Origin of the sequence: Fulvimonas sp. R45 (assembly GCF_030504985.1) — a bacterium.
GTDB lineage: Bacteria > Pseudomonadota > Gammaproteobacteria > Xanthomonadales > Rhodanobacteraceae > Rhodanobacter_A.
Map to the genome: position 1 here is coordinate 45,648 of NZ_JASERU010000017.1, position 13,704 is coordinate 59,351.

11 protein-coding genes are annotated in these 13,704 nt (G+C 67.8%); 5 read left to right on the forward strand and 6 right to left on the reverse strand.

The genetic code is table 11. From position 1 onward, the window contains the following. Nucleotides 1–101: 101 nt before the first annotated feature. The 5 genes from QMK61_RS14225 to putA all read right to left on the reverse strand — a co-directional run bounded on the left by QMK61_RS14225 (nucleotide 102) and on the right by putA (nucleotide 8,791). Complete coding sequence (locus tag QMK61_RS14225) at nucleotides 102–1,241, reverse strand: SO2930 family diheme c-type cytochrome (RefSeq protein ID WP_302072888.1); 1,140 nt, start codon at nucleotides 1,239–1,241, stop codon at nucleotides 102–104. Nucleotides 1,242–1,251: 10 nt separating this feature from the next. Beyond that, nucleotides 1,252–2,484, reverse strand: a complete 1,233-nt coding sequence (locus tag QMK61_RS14230) for a parallel beta-helix domain-containing protein (RefSeq protein WP_302072889.1) — start codon at nucleotides 2,482–2,484, stop codon at nucleotides 1,252–1,254. Nucleotides 2,485–2,608: 124 nt separating this feature from the next. Continuing rightward, on the reverse strand, nucleotides 2,609–3,694 hold the full coding sequence (locus QMK61_RS14235) for an AraC family transcriptional regulator (RefSeq protein ID WP_302072890.1): 1,086 nt from the start codon (nucleotides 3,692–3,694) through the stop codon (nucleotides 2,609–2,611). A gap of 507 nt (nucleotides 3,695–4,201) precedes the next feature. After that, nucleotides 4,202–5,530, reverse strand: a complete 1,329-nt coding sequence (locus QMK61_RS14240) for a DUF4157 domain-containing protein (protein WP_302072891.1) — start codon at nucleotides 5,528–5,530, stop codon at nucleotides 4,202–4,204. Nucleotides 5,531–5,635: 105 nt separating this feature from the next. Further along, nucleotides 5,636–8,791 carry a bifunctional proline dehydrogenase/L-glutamate gamma-semialdehyde dehydrogenase PutA gene (gene putA / locus QMK61_RS14245; protein WP_302072892.1) on the reverse strand — a complete coding sequence of 1,052 codons (3,156 nt, stop codon included), beginning with the start codon at nucleotides 8,789–8,791 and terminating at the stop codon, nucleotides 5,636–5,638. Between the two features lie 203 nt (nucleotides 8,792–8,994). Here putA and QMK61_RS14250 point away from each other — a divergent pair, with 203 nt between their 5' ends. From QMK61_RS14250 to QMK61_RS14270, 5 genes are all read left to right on the forward strand, one after another. Beyond that, nucleotides 8,995–9,510: a DUF2244 domain-containing protein gene (locus tag QMK61_RS14250; RefSeq protein WP_302072893.1), complete on the forward strand. Its 516-nt coding sequence runs from the start codon at nucleotides 8,995–8,997 to the stop codon at nucleotides 9,508–9,510. Further along, a complete protein-coding gene (gene coxB / locus QMK61_RS14255) occupies nucleotides 9,507–10,445 on the forward strand; it encodes a cytochrome c oxidase subunit II (protein ID WP_302072894.1) in 939 nt (312 codons plus the stop codon). The genes QMK61_RS14250 and coxB overlap by 4 nt, the downstream gene beginning before the upstream one ends. A 67-nt stretch (nucleotides 10,446–10,512) precedes the next feature. Next, entirely contained in the window at nucleotides 10,513–12,129 is a 1,617-nt protein-coding gene (ctaD, locus tag QMK61_RS14260; RefSeq protein WP_302072895.1) for a cytochrome c oxidase subunit I, read from the forward strand. After that, entirely contained in the window at nucleotides 12,116–12,295 is a 180-nt protein-coding gene (locus tag QMK61_RS14265; RefSeq protein ID WP_302072896.1) for a hypothetical protein, read from the forward strand. The genes ctaD and QMK61_RS14265 overlap by 14 nt, the downstream gene beginning before the upstream one ends. 72 nt (nucleotides 12,296–12,367) lie before the next feature. After that, a complete protein-coding gene (locus QMK61_RS14270; protein ID WP_302072897.1) occupies nucleotides 12,368–13,255 on the forward strand; it encodes a cytochrome c oxidase subunit 3 in 888 nt (295 codons plus the stop codon). A gap of 229 nt (nucleotides 13,256–13,484) precedes the next feature. On the opposite strand, the gene QMK61_RS14275 is transcribed toward QMK61_RS14270, so the two are convergent. Next, nucleotides 13,485–13,700 (reverse strand): twin transmembrane helix small protein, encoded by a 216-nt coding sequence (locus QMK61_RS14275; RefSeq protein ID WP_302072923.1) that lies wholly within the window; start codon nucleotides 13,698–13,700, stop codon nucleotides 13,485–13,487. Between the last annotated feature and the right edge of the window lie 4 nt (nucleotides 13,701–13,704).

Consider the following 13,704-nt stretch of genomic DNA (forward strand, 5'->3'; position numbering starts at 1 on the left):
GCGCGAGCGTGTGGCTGGATTCGCCGGCCGCCCCCGCGGCGGCTCAGAGCTTGTGAAGATGGGTCATCCATGGCCAGGCTGAGAGTTTGAAAACCCGAACCTCAGTGCACGATGTCGCAGTTGCCCTTCAGCGAAAGGATCCATGCCCGGATCAGCGCCATGCCTTCGCGGTCCACCGTGCTGCGGCCGATCTCCGGCATCATCACGCCGGGCCGGGTGGAGGCGAGCCGGTGCATCAGGATCGACTCGTCCGGCTTGCCGGGCACGATGTCGAACAGGCGCCCGCCGGTGGCGGGACCGGCCGCCTCGGGCGACTTGCAGATGCCGAGGCGGTGGTTTTCCGGCGTGTCGTGGCCGAGCGAGAAGCCGGTGACGCTGGCTACGCCGTTCGGGTTGTGGCAGTACGCGCAGTTGATGTCGAGCCAGGCGCGCGCGCGCGCGTCGAGCGAGGCGCCCGGGTCGCGCCAGTTGGCGTCGCGCGGCACCTCGCCCAGCTTCGGCAGGCCGGTGAGGTAGCCGACCGCGGCCAGGTGCTGGAGCTGGTTCTCGCGCCCCTTGCCGTAGTCGTAGTCGCGGTTCAGGTGGCGCGACCACGGGCCGATCGGCTGGATCTTGCGGGTCAGCATGTTGGCTTCGTGGCAGGTGACGCATTGGCCTTCGTCGGGCGCCACGTAGTTGAAGTCCTCGCGGCCGCCCTGCGCGTCGACCAGGGTCAGCGGTTCCACCGCGCCGGTGCGCGCCAGGGTGGCCTCGGTCTGGGCGTCGTTCCACAGGTAGGTGAACGGCGTCCAGCCGTCCTTGCGCAGCACCAGCAGGCGCGTCTCGATCAGGCGCACGCTGGCCAGGTCGAGGCCCTGGCCGGCGTAGTCGCCGGCGTAGTCCAGCGTGCGCGCCACATCGTCGAACTTGCCGTCGGCGGCGCGCGGGTAATAGAAGGTCTTGGTGATCACGGTGCCGAGCGGGAAGTCGAGCGGCCCCTCGGCGGTGTACTTCGCCGACGTGCCCTTGGGCATCCAGACCGTGCGCAGCTTGTGCACGTAGTCGGTGAACAGGTGGCTGTTGAGGTTGTACGGCACCACGCCGTCGTTGAGCACGAGTCTGCCGTCGCGTGCCTCGACCATGTGCCAGTCGCTGAGCTTCGGCGGCATGCCCTCGGCGTGGAACGACGCCGCGGGCATGCCGCGATGGCAGGCGGACAGCAGGAGCAGCGCCAGCAGCGCGGTGTGCTTCGCGAATCTCACCGGCGGCCCCTCAGAGCTTCGGCTCGGGGTTCAGTACCACCGCGGGCAGCTTGGCCAGCGTGCACTGGTACGGCTTCGTGTCGGTGCTGGGGTGCTTGTAGCCGTCCGGGCCGTCGGCATCGACCACGCCGCTGACGTCCTGGATGCAGATGCGGTCTTCCGGCGGCATGTCCTTGCCCTTGAACCTGGGATCGCTGTAGCCGTCCCACAGTACGTCGGGGAAGTGGCCGTTGAGGCCGAACAGCGCCGTCTTCAGCGCCTTGAACTCCAGCCCGCTGGGCGAGTCGCCGCCGCCCTTGAGGCGGTTGCCGTAGACGTAGATGCCCTTCGGGTACGGGTCGTAGTTGGGTTCCACGCCGAGGCGGCTGGCGTAGTTGGTGGAGTAGAAGCTGGAGATGATGATGTTCGCCGTCTTGTTGTCCGCGATGTCGTTGTCGAAGATCTCCACCTTCGGGTTGGAGTTCACCACCACGCCCGAGCCGGCCGGCACGCTGGCCACCGCCGAGCCGTTGGCGGCAAAGTTGTCGTGGTTGTTGGCCACCACCTTGTTCTTGAAGACGCGCGTGCCATGGCCGCCCATCAGCAGATCGGGCATGTTGAACACCAGGATGCCGCCGGAGTTGTCGGTGGCGGTGTTGCCGTAGACGTCGGCGTTTACGGTGTTCTCGATCTCGATGCCGGCCACGTTGCCGTGCACCTTGTTGTTGCGCACGATGACGTTGGTGGACTGGCCTACGTAGATGCCGGAGTCGGAGGCGCCGATCGCCTCGGAATCCTCGATCAGCGTGTTCTGCGTCTTCACCGGGTAGATGCCGTAGGGCCCGTTGCTGGTCTTCGAGCCGTCGGTCCACTGCGTGCGCACGCCGTGGATGGTGATGTTCCTGCCGTGGTTGATCTTCAGCGCGTCGCCCTTGGTGTCCTCGATGGTGAGGTCCCTGACGGTGAAGTCGTTGGCGTTCACCAGCAGGCCCTCGGGGCCGACCACTTGGCCCTTGAACGACAGCACGGTCTTGTCCATGCCGGCGCCCCTGATGGTGACGCCGTCGGTGCGCAGGCTGAGGCCGCGTTTCAGGTGGTAGGTGCCGGCGGGGATCTCGATCACGCTGCCGGGCCTGGCGTCCAGCAGCTGTTCCTGCAGCTTCGACTCGAAGCTGGCGTCGGTCTGGCTCTGCGGCGCCGGGGCCTGCTGGCCGCAGCCGGCGAGCGCGGCGGCGAGCGCGATGGTGACGAGCGTCTTGCGCATGATCGTTGAACCCCCATTCGAACGGCGTCTGCGGATGGCGCCACTGTCCCGCAAGCGACCGCGGCGGGGGAGGGCGAAACGGTCGTGAGACGGGGGGCAAAGCGGCCAACCGGCCGCAGGCGGCCTAATCGGCGGCGTGCCGTGCGTCCTGTGGCGCCATCCCGGTCCAGCGCTTGAACGCGCGGCGGAACTCGCGCGGGTCGCTGAAGCCGACCTCGCTGCCCACCTCGGCCACGCTCAGCGCGCCGGCCTGCAGCAGCTGCAGCGCGCGTTCGGCGCGCACGCGGTCGTGGATCTCGCGGAAGATGCGCCCGCTCTCGGCCAGCCGCCGGCGCAGCGAGCGCTCGCTGAGGTTGAGCGTGCGCGCCACGTCGTTGAGCTTCGGCGGCTGGCGCAGGCGGCTGCGCAGCAGGCGCTCCACCGCCGCCACGATCTCCTGGTGCGGCTCGCCGCCGTCCGGGGTGAGCTGCTGCGCGCACAGCGCCAGCGCCTGCTTCGCGGTGAGCGGGTTGTAGCCGGGCAGCGGATGGGCCAGCCAGCGCGTCTCGATCAGCAGCCGGTTCTGCGCGGTGCCGAAGCGCACCTCGCAGCCGAACGTCGCGGCGTATCCGGCCGCATAGGCCGGGCGCGGGTAGGCCAGCTCCACGCGCAGCGGATCCAGCGCCGGTCCCACCAGCTCGCGCGCGATCATCAGGCAGCTGGCGAACAGTTCCTCGCAGAAGAACGGCTGCAGTTCCACGTCGCCGAACAGCGGCCGCGCCACCAGCGCCACCGCCTGCGCGTCCACCGTCTCGAAGCCGAGGTCGAGCAGGCAGCCGCAGATCTTGTGGTGGGCGATGCCGGCCACCATCGCATCGCCCAGCGTGCGCGAGGTCATCATCGCCAGCCCGAGCAGGCCGAAGCCGCCGATGGTGCCCTCGCGGCCGATGCGCAGGCCGGCGTCGGGCACGCCCAGCCCCGCCAGCGCGCGCCGCACGAAGCCGCTGGCCTGGCGGTAGGACACGCGCAGCGCGGGGTCGGCCAGCTGCGCGCGCTCCAGCGCCAGCCCGGCGAACCACGGCCGGCAGTCGATGCCGCGCGCCTCCGCCATCTGCGCCAGGTAGAGCAGCTTGTTCGGCGGGAACTCGGCGGCGGTATAGCGCGGGTCGTCCGTCGCCAGCGCGGCGACGTGGCCGTGGACCGGATCGAGCAGGGCGGCGGGACGGGCCATCAGCGGAATGCTCCGACGCGAACGGGCCGGCTATGCCGGCGTCATGGCTTTTCTATCACGCATGCGGCGCCGGCTTCTTGTGCGCCGCGCAAGTGGCCGGCATCGCGGTGGCTCCGGTTTCCACCCTGCCGGGTTCAGTCGAAGGCTATCCACATGCCTTGGAGGAGGGGCGAAGTCTCCCTTGCCGGCGCGCAGGGGGAGCTAGCCGGGTGCCATCGCCCGGGTGGTCCATCGCCCGAGTCAGAGCCTGTTCAAAATCTCCCCGTGGCCCGCGCCGGGAGCTGTTTGCGCGCAGACCAAGGAAGAGCGAAGGCGTGGGCGTCCGTCCACGACGGAGCGATGACGCAGGGATGCGGGCCAACAGACCCGGTCCTTCGGGTTGCCTTGCCCTGGCCGCCATGCGGCAGCGCGCGGCTTGCCTGCCAGCCAGGCAGGCGCTGCGCCACGCATTCCCACCGGGCGGCCAGGGCAAGGCAACGCGAGCGACGGGATATCTTGAACAGGCTCTCAGGCGATGGTCACGAAATTCGCGGTTCCACGGCCGTCGTTCTTGATGGCATTGGCGCCCGCCTGGCCCAGGCTCGTGATTTGAGGCGGTTGCGCAAGACCGGCATGGATGGCCAGCAATTGCGTCTCCACGAGCCCCAGGGCAGCCCCTGCCGGAATCTGGGTCTGGGGGTATACGAAGTTGGGTTGGCCGTTTTGCGGGATGTTGGCCGACAGGTTGATGGCCTCGTACAGGCGGAATGCCTTTTGCGCATTGTTGGGTCGCGGCATGGCATTCACGTTGTTTTGCTTGCTCAGGACCCGGGCGTTGCTGTAGTCGTTGGCGCCACCCTCGGCCCTGGGAACGATATGGTCGATCTCGGGTTCGACCTGGGTGACGATTTGGCGATCGAGCAGCCCACCGTTGGTAACGTCGTCCCTGGGGTTGTTCCCGGCGGGTATGACCGGGGGGGCACCTCCACCATTGGCGATATTGTTGGCGTAGATGAGCGGCCTTTGGGTATTGCTGAAGGGTTTGTCGGATGCGGGTGTGCCGGTCAGCAAGGCAATCGTCGTCGTCGTCCGAAACGCGCCAGGGACTGCCGGCACGTAGCCGACGTCGACTTTCTGGATGGTGGTTTGCGAGGCCCACGAAGGACCGGGTCCCGATGTCGCTGGTTGTGATGTCGCTACGCGCTGGAGCGCTTTCGCTCCCATGGTGTCGGCCTCCCGCTCGAGCCTCGCGTCGTCGTTTACGCCGACGCCTGCCATCTGCATGGTCGGCCGCACGCGTCCTTGCCGTTGTTGCACCACGTGCCAGGCTTCGTGCGGCAGGTGCCGTTCCTGTCCCGGACCCAGATGAATCTCGTTGCCTTGCGCGTATGCCAGGGCGCTCAACTGCGCCGGCTTGCCGGAATTGCGGTGCACGCGGACATCGGACAGGTCCATTCCGGACAGGGCCTCGATGCCGGCCTTGAGCTGGTGCGGCATGCCGGTCGCATTGATCGTCGCGGGGAGGGCCTCCGCGGAGGCTATCGTCGGGGTGCTCGATCCGGCGGACTCGACCTTGTCTGCGGCACGCACCTGCACCGGTGGTTCATTGGCTTGGCGCTGGAACGCGCTTCCGGACATCGCTGGTCTGGACATCGTTTGTCCGAGCGAGGCTGGTCCGAGCATGGCCTGCAGTGCGTGTCGCTGCGCCAGCATGCGCGGAGATTGGTCGATACCCTCCTGGAAAGCGCCGCGCCGGAGTACGGCACGGCCGTGGCCGGCACCTATGGCTTCATGTTCGCCTGATGCCGCAGCAGGTTGACGTTGTGCCGTATTCGCATCGGTATCGCTGGTCTTCATCGACGCCCTCCTGAAACACAGGTCCGTTCGCCCGCAACCTCCATGATAGGCCGTTGTTCGCCGGAAACGAGTGTCCATGGCCGAGCACGCTCCCGACCCTGCCGCCTACTCCCCGATCGTCAGCAGTGACGCGTTGCCGCCGGCGGCGGTGGTGTTGATGGTGAGCGTGCGCTCGCCGGCGAAGCGCAGCAGGTAGTGCGGGCCGCCGGCCTTGGGGCCGGTGCCGGACAGCGACTCGCCACCGAAGGGTTGCACGCCGACCACCGCGCCGATCTGGTTGCGGTTGACGTAGCAGTTGCCGACGCGGGCGTGGCTGCGGATGTACTCGACGGTGTCGTCGATGCGGCTGTGCACGCCGAGGGTGAGCCCGTAGCCGGTGGCGTTGATCTGCTCGACCACCTGCGACAGCTCGCTGGCCTTCCAGCGGATCACGTGCAGCACCGGGCCGAACACCTCGCGCTTCAGCGTGGACAGCGCGGGGATCTCGTAGGCGCGCGGGGCGAAGAAGGTGCCGTGGGCGGCGACGTCGGCGTCGAGCTTCACCTCGGCGATCAGCTTCGCCTCCTTGTCCATGCGCGCGGCGTGCTCGACCAGGATCTGCTTCGCGTCCTCGTCGATCACCGGGCCGACGTCGGTCGAGAGCTGGCCGGGGTCGCCCACCTTCAGCTCAGCCATCGCGCCGGCGAGCATGGCGACCACCTTGTCGGCGATGTCCTCCTGCACGAACAGCACGCGCGCGGCCGAGCAGCGCTGGCCGGCGGACTGGAAGGCGGAGGCGACCACGTCCTTGACGATCTGTTCGGGCAGGGCGGAGGAGTCGGCGATCATCGCGTTCTGGCCGCCGGTCTCGGCCACCAGCGCGGCGATCGGCGCGTTGCGCGCGGCCAGCGCGCGGTTGATCGCCCAGGCGGTCTCGGTGGAGCCGGTGAAGGCCACGCCGGCCACGCGCGGGTCCTTCGTCAGCGCGGCGCCGACCACGGCGCCGTCGCCGGGCAGGTACTGCAGCACGGCCTCGGGTACGCCGGCCTCGTGCAGCAGCTTCACCGCGGCGTAGCCGATCAGGCTGGTCTGCTCGGCGGGCTTGGCGATCACGCTGTTGCCGGCGGCGAGCGCGGCGCTGACCTGGCCGAGGAAGATCGCCAGCGGGAAGTTCCACGGGCTGATGCAGACGAACACGCCGCGGCCGTTGAGGAACAGCTGGTTGCTCTCGCCGGTGGGGCCGGGCAGCTGCTCGGGCTGACCGAACAGGCGGCGCGCCATGGTGGCGTAGTAGCGCAGGAAGTCGGCGGCCTCGCGGATCTCGGCGATGGCGTCGGGCAGGCTCTTGCCGGCCTCGCGCACGCACAGCGCGATGAACTCGGCGCGGCGCGCCTCGAGCTGGTCGGCGGCGTGCTCGAGGATGGCGGCGCGGCTGGCGGCGGGCAGGCGATCCCAGTCGGGCTGGGCGGCGACGGCGTTGGCCAGCGCCTGGTCGACCAGCGCGGCATCGGCGCTGACGTAGCTGCCCACCACCTGGCGGCGGTCGGCCGGGTTGGTCACCTGCACGGTCGGACCGTGGCCCGTGCCGCCGGGCACCAGCGGCGTGGCGTTCCACGGGCCGGCCTTGGCGTTGACGGCCTCGGCCAGCGCCTTCAGTTCGTTGTCGTTGGAGAAGTTGATGCCCATGGAGTTCTTCCGCAGTTCGCCAAAGAGATTGACCGGCAAGGGAATGCGCGGGTGGGGGATGGAGGCGAAGCCACGCACGGTTTCGCACGGGTCGGCCACCAGCTCGCGCACCGGCAGCGTCTCGTCCACCACCCGGTTGACGAAGCTGGTGTTGGCGCCGTTCTCGAGCAGGCGGCGCACCAGGTAGGGCAGCAGGTCCTCGTGCGTGCCCACCGGCGCGTACACGCGGCAGGGCACGTCGAGCTTGTCCTTGCCGATCACTTCCGCGTAGAGGTCGGTGCCCATGCCGTGCAGGCGCTGGAACTCGAACGGGCGGCCGCGCGCGATATGGTGCACGGCGGCGATGCTGTGCGCGTTGTGGGTGGCGAACTGCGGGTAGATCAGTTCCACGCCGGCGTCGAACAGCTTGCGCGCACAGGCGAGGTAGGAGACGTCGGTGTTCGGCTTGCGTGTGTACAGCGGGTAGCCCGTCAGGCCCTGTTCCTGGGCGCGCTTGATCTCGGCGTCCCAGTACGCGCCCTTCACCAGGCGCACGTACCAGCGACGATTTGCCGCACGTGCGGTCTCGATCAGCCAGTCGATCACGAACGGGGTGCGCTTGGAGTAGGCCTGCACCACGATGCCGAGGCCGTTCCAGCCCTGCAGCGAGGGGTGCGCGAACACGTCGCCGATGATGTCCAGCGAGAGTTCGAGGCGGTCGGCTTCCTCGGCGTCCACCGACAGCGCGATGCCTTGGCTTCTCGCCAGCTGCGACAGCTCCAGCAGCTTGGCGGTGAGGTCGCGGCGGGCGATCTCGCGCTTGGCCACTTCGTAGCGCGGATGCAGCGCGGACAGCTTCACCGAGATCGACGGCGCGTCGGTGTGGTTGGCGAACGGGCCGCGCGCGCCGATGCGGGCGATGGCGCGGCGGTAGTCCTCCTGGTAGCGCTCGGCGGTTTCGCTGGTGAGCGCGGACTCGCCCAGCATGTCGTAGGAATAGCGGTACACCGCGTATTCCTTCTTGGCGCAGCGGTCCAGCGCCTCGTCGATGGTCTGCCCCATCACGAACTGGTGGCCCATGATGCGCATGGCCTGGCGCACCGCCAGACGGATCGCCGGCTCGCCGGCGCGTGCCACCAGGCGTTTCAGCGCGCCGGTGAAGTCGTGGCGGGTCTCCTCGGCCAGGTTGACCAGCCGGCCGGTGAGCATCAGGCCCCAGGTGCTGGCGTTGACGAACAGCGATTCGCTCTGGCCCAGGTGCTTCTTCCAGTCGGCGTCGCCCAGCTTGTCGCGGATCAGCTTGTCGGCGGTGGCCTTGTCGGGGATGCGCAGCAGCGCCTCGGCCACGCACATCAGCAGCACGCCTTCCTCGGAGGACAGGTCGTACTGGCGCATGAAGGATTCCACCGCGCTCTGGTCCTTGGCGCGGGCGCGCACGCGGGTCACCAGGCCGGCGGCGACGTCGATCACCTGCTCGCGCTCGGCTGGCGGCAGGGTGGCCTGGGCGAGCAGGTCGTTGACCGCTTCGGTCTCGTCGCGCAGCCACGCGGCGGTGATACGCGCGCGGGCCGGCTCGGCGCCGGCGGGAAGTTCGGGGCTGAGGATGGGCTGGATCACGGAAAGGCCAATGTCGGGCGGGGACGGCGAAGCGCGCGATTGTACGCCGCGGGCGAGGCCGCACGCACCCGCATGGAAAAAGAAGATCGCGCCCGCTCCCGCGCGTTGGCGGCGCGGCTGATCCGGGTCAAGGGCCTGCGACATTCTTGCCCGTGGCGACGCCGCGACCTATTATCGACCCGTTCCAGGCACGCCGGACTCCCATGATCGTGCTTCGACCAGCCGCCACCGGCCTGCCGGGCGCGACGTTGTGGCTACGGCCCAACCGCGCACTCAGCCGACGCGGGCTGCGATGCCTGATCGGGGTGCTGGCGGCGCTGGTGCTGACAACGGCGGGTTTGGGGGCATGGCAGGGGAACGTGTTTGCCCCGCTGTTTGCCCTGATCGAGGCCTCCGCAGTGGCCGTCGCGCTTAGCGTGGCCTGGCGGGCCGGTGACCGCAGCGAGCGGCTCACCCTCGATCCTGCATCCCTCGAGGTGCAGGCGCTTCCGGCAAAGCGTTGCGCGCGCTTCCAGACCTACTGGGTGCGGGTGCTGCTGGAGCCGGGAGACGGGCACCGTCGCCTGCTGTTGTCGTCGCACGGGCGCAGGCTGGAAATCGGGGCTTTTCTCGCCGACGAGGAGCGCGCCGAACTGGCTCGGAAACTCATCGCGTTGCTGGCCGAATTCCGGGCGCAGCCGCGTAGGCAGGGGCAGGAACAACAAAGGTGCGACACATGACATCTGGCGGCATCAGGCATCACGGCATCCGGCTCGCGGCGATGGCACTGGCGACGGGGGGGCTTGCGCTGTTCGGCGGTGCGGTCCGCGCCAACCCGGTTCCCTGGCAGATGGACATGACGAAGGGTGTCACCACCTATTCGCGCGTGCCTTACGACCTCAACATGATCTCGTTGCTGGTCTGCACGGTCATCGGCATCCTGGTGTTCGGCGCGATGTTCATCGCCATGTTCCGCTTCCGCAAGTCGCGCGGCGCGGTGGCCGAGAAGTGGTCGCACAACACCGTGGTCGAGGTGGTCTGGACCACCATCCCGGTGCTGATCCTGATGACGCTGGCGTGGCTGGCCACCGACGGCATGCGCAAGTTCTACGACACCACCGGCTCGCAGATGACCATCAAGGTCACCGGCTACCAGTGGAAATGGCGCTACGACTACGTGGACTACCTGGGCAAGCCGATCGAGAAGGTCGGCTTCATGTCCAAGCTGGACGACCTCAGCAACGAGACGCGCCAGCTGCATTCGGGCCTCGACCCGTACGCGGTGAAGACCGACGGCCAGAACACCTACCTGCTGAACGTGGACAAGCCGCTGGTGGTGCCGGTGGACACCAAGATCCGCTTCGTGATCACCGCTGACGACGTGATCCACTCGTGGTTCGTGCCGGCCTTCGGCTGGAAGATGGATGCGATCCCCGGCGTGGTCAACGCCGCCTGGACCGACATCAAGACGCCGGGCGTCTACCGCGGCCAGTGCGCCGAGCTGTGCGGCCAGGACCACGGCTTCATGCCGATCGTGGTGAAGGCGCTCTCCAAGGAGGACTTCGCCAGGTGGCTGGCGGCCCAGCAGCAGGCGGCCACGCCGGCCCCCGCCGCCGCGCCCGCGCCGCAGACCGCGCAGGCCGCCGCGCCCGCCCAGGGCGGCCGCCAGGGTTGACCATCGGAGGACTGCCCGCGCAGTCTCACGCAATCGGATTATCTAGATCAGGCAGAGGTGCAAGGCCATGGCCCACGAAGCCACCCACGACCACCACGACGAGCATCACGGCGCGCCGACGAACTTCTTCCAGCGCTGGGTGATGTCCACCAACCACAAGGACATCGGCACGCTGTACCTGATCTTCGCGCTGACGGCGTTCTTCGTCGGCGGCAGCTTCGCGATGGTGATCCGCGCCGAGCTGTTCAAGCCGGGCCTGCAGCTGGTGCAGCCCTACTTCTTCAACGAGATGACCACCATGCACGCGCTGGTGATGATCTTCGGCGCGATCATGCCGGCCTTCGTGGGCCTGGGTAACTGGATGATCCCGATGATGATCGGCGCGCCGGACATGGCGCTGCCGCGCATGAACAATCTCTCGTTCTGGATCCTGCCGTTCGCCTTCGCGCTGCTGCTGTCCACGCTGTTCCTGCCGGGTGGCAGCCAGGCCGGCGGCTGGACGATGTATCCGCCGCTGTCGCTGCAGAGCGGTTCGCTGGCCTACACGGTGTTCGCCATCCACCTGATGGGCATCAGCTCGATCATGGGCGCGATCAACATCATCGCCACCATCCTCAACATGCGCGCGCCGGGCATGGACCTGTTGAAGATGCCGGTGTTCGTGTGGAGCTGGCTGATCACGGCGTTCCTGCTGATCGCGGTGATGCCGGTGCTGGCGGGCGCGGTGACCATGCTGCTCACCGACAAGTACTTCGGCACCAACTTCTTCAACGCCGCCGGCGGCGGCGATCCGGTGCTGTACCAGCACATCTTCTGGTTCTTCGGCCACCCCGAGGTGTACATCATGATCCTGCCGGCGTTCGGGATCATCTCGGAGATCGTGCCGACCTTCGCCCGCAAGCCGCTGTTCGGCTACAAGGCGATGGTGTTCGCCATCGCGGCGATCGCGTTCCTGTCGTTCATCGTGTGGGCGCACCACATGTTCGCGGTGGGCATGCCGATGGGCGCCGAGATCTTCTTCATGTACGCCACCATGCTGATCGCCGTGCCCACCGGCATCAAGGTGTTCAACTGGGTGGCCACCATGTGGGGTGGCTCGATGACGTTCGAGACGCCGATGCTGTTCGCCATCGCGTTCATCATCCTGTTCTCCATCGGCGGCTTCTCCGGCCTGATGCTGGCGCTGGTGCCGGCCGACTTCCAGTACCACGACACCTACTTCGTGGTGGCGCACTTCCACTACGTGCTGGTGACCGGCGCGGCGTTCGCGATCATGGCCGCCACGTACTACTGGCTGCCGAAGTGGAGCGGCCGCATGTACAGCGAGTTCTGGGGCAAGGTGCACTTCTGGTGCAGCGTGATCTTCGTGAACGTGCTGTTCTTCCCGCAGCACTTCCTCGGCCTGGCCGGCATGCCGCGCCGCATCCCGGACTACAACGTGGCGTTCGCCGACTTCAACATGATCAGCTCGATCGGCGGCTTCCTATTCGGCGCCTCGCAGCTGCTGTTCCTCGGCGTGATCCTCCATTGCGTGTTCTTCTCGAAGAAGAAGGCCACCGACCGCGTGTGGGAAGGCGCGCGCGGGCTGGAGTGGACGGTGCCCTCGCCGGCGCCGCACCATACCTTCGCGATCGCCCCGGTGATCCACGACGAAGAACTGGCGCACGGCCATGTCGAGGACTGATCCGCACGGCGGCGTGGCGCTGGACCGGCAGCCGCTCGACCCGGCGCAGGCCGAGCGCCTGCGCCGCGCGCGGCGCACGGCGCTGATCGCCGGCGTGGTCGCGGTGTCGTTCTTCGTGCTGTCGATCGCGCAGCTGCTGTGGATCCAGCACATCGGGCTGCACTAGGCGTTGCAGGGGAGCGCCGCGGCCCATCCGCGACGTGCCGCAGGACATCAGGAAAATCCACGGGAAACCACCATGGGTCAGCAGCAAGACATCTACTACGTACCGAGCAAGAGCCACTGGCCGATCGTGGCCGCGGTGGTGATGTTCCTCACCGTGTTCGGCGCCGCGCACTGGCTCAACGCCGAACCGGGCGAGGCCGGCTTCGGCAAGACGGTGATCACCATCGGCGCGATCGGCGTGCTGTGCATGTTCTTCGGCTGGTTCCGCTCGGTGATCCGCGAATCGCTGGCCGGCCGCTACAACCACCAGGTGGACACTTCGTTCCGCATGGGGATGATGTGGTTCATCTTCTCCGAGGTGATGTTCTTCGGCGCGTTCTTCGGTGCGCTGTTCTACCTGCGCATGTACTCGGTGCCGTGGCTCGGCGGGCACGGCCACGGCGTGCTCACCCACCAGTTCCTGTGGAGCGACTACGCCGCCTCGTGGGGCGCCGGCGGGGGCAACGGACCGGAACACGTCGGCGGCAGCTTCTCCACCGTGGCGCCATGGGGCCTGCCGCTGCTGAACACGCTGATCCTGCTCAGCTCCAGCGTCACCGTGACCATCGCGCACCACGCGCTGCGCGCCGGCCACCGCGGCAAGCTGCTGGCCTTCCTCGGCGTCACCGTGCTGCTGGGCGCGCTGTTCGTGTTCAGCCAGGCCAACGAGTACATGGAGGCCTACAAGGAGCTGAACCTCACGCTGCACACCGGCGTGTACGGCGCCACCTTCTTCATGCTCACCGGCTTCCACGGCCTGCACGTGACGCTGGGCACGATCATGCTGGCGGTCATCTGGCTGCGTTGCCTCAAGGGCCACTTCAACAAGGAACACCACTTCGGCTTCGAGGCGGTGGCGTGGTACTGGCACTTCGTCGACGTGGTGTGGCTGGGCCTGTTCATGTTCGTCTACGTGCTGTAATTGGACGCGGTTTTACTTCACGCGACGTCCTGTCGCGGAGAGCGGATCAAGAACCGGCCATCCATGGCCGGACGCTTCACGAAAACCATCGCAATTGGGATCCGTGGGGTTCCGCGAACGAAAACGAAAAGCCCGCCGCATGGCGGGCGATTCGTTTTCAGGGAAGGGAAGGGCGTCGGACGCGGTGACGCAGGCGCTTCGGCGCGCCCGGTGACCTGGCTAGAATGGCCTACTGGCCCACGCCGTGCGGATGGATCCAGCCGAGCTTGTAGCCGACGATCACCATCGCGATCAGCACCAGCGACAGCCCGATGCGCCGGGTCAGCGCCCACACCGTGCGGCGGTCGTCGTCCTTGTCGGTCATCATGAAGTAGAGCGCCTGGCCGAGGTTGAACACGACCACCAGGAACATCACCACCAGCGCGATTTTTGAGATGGTTTCCACGTGC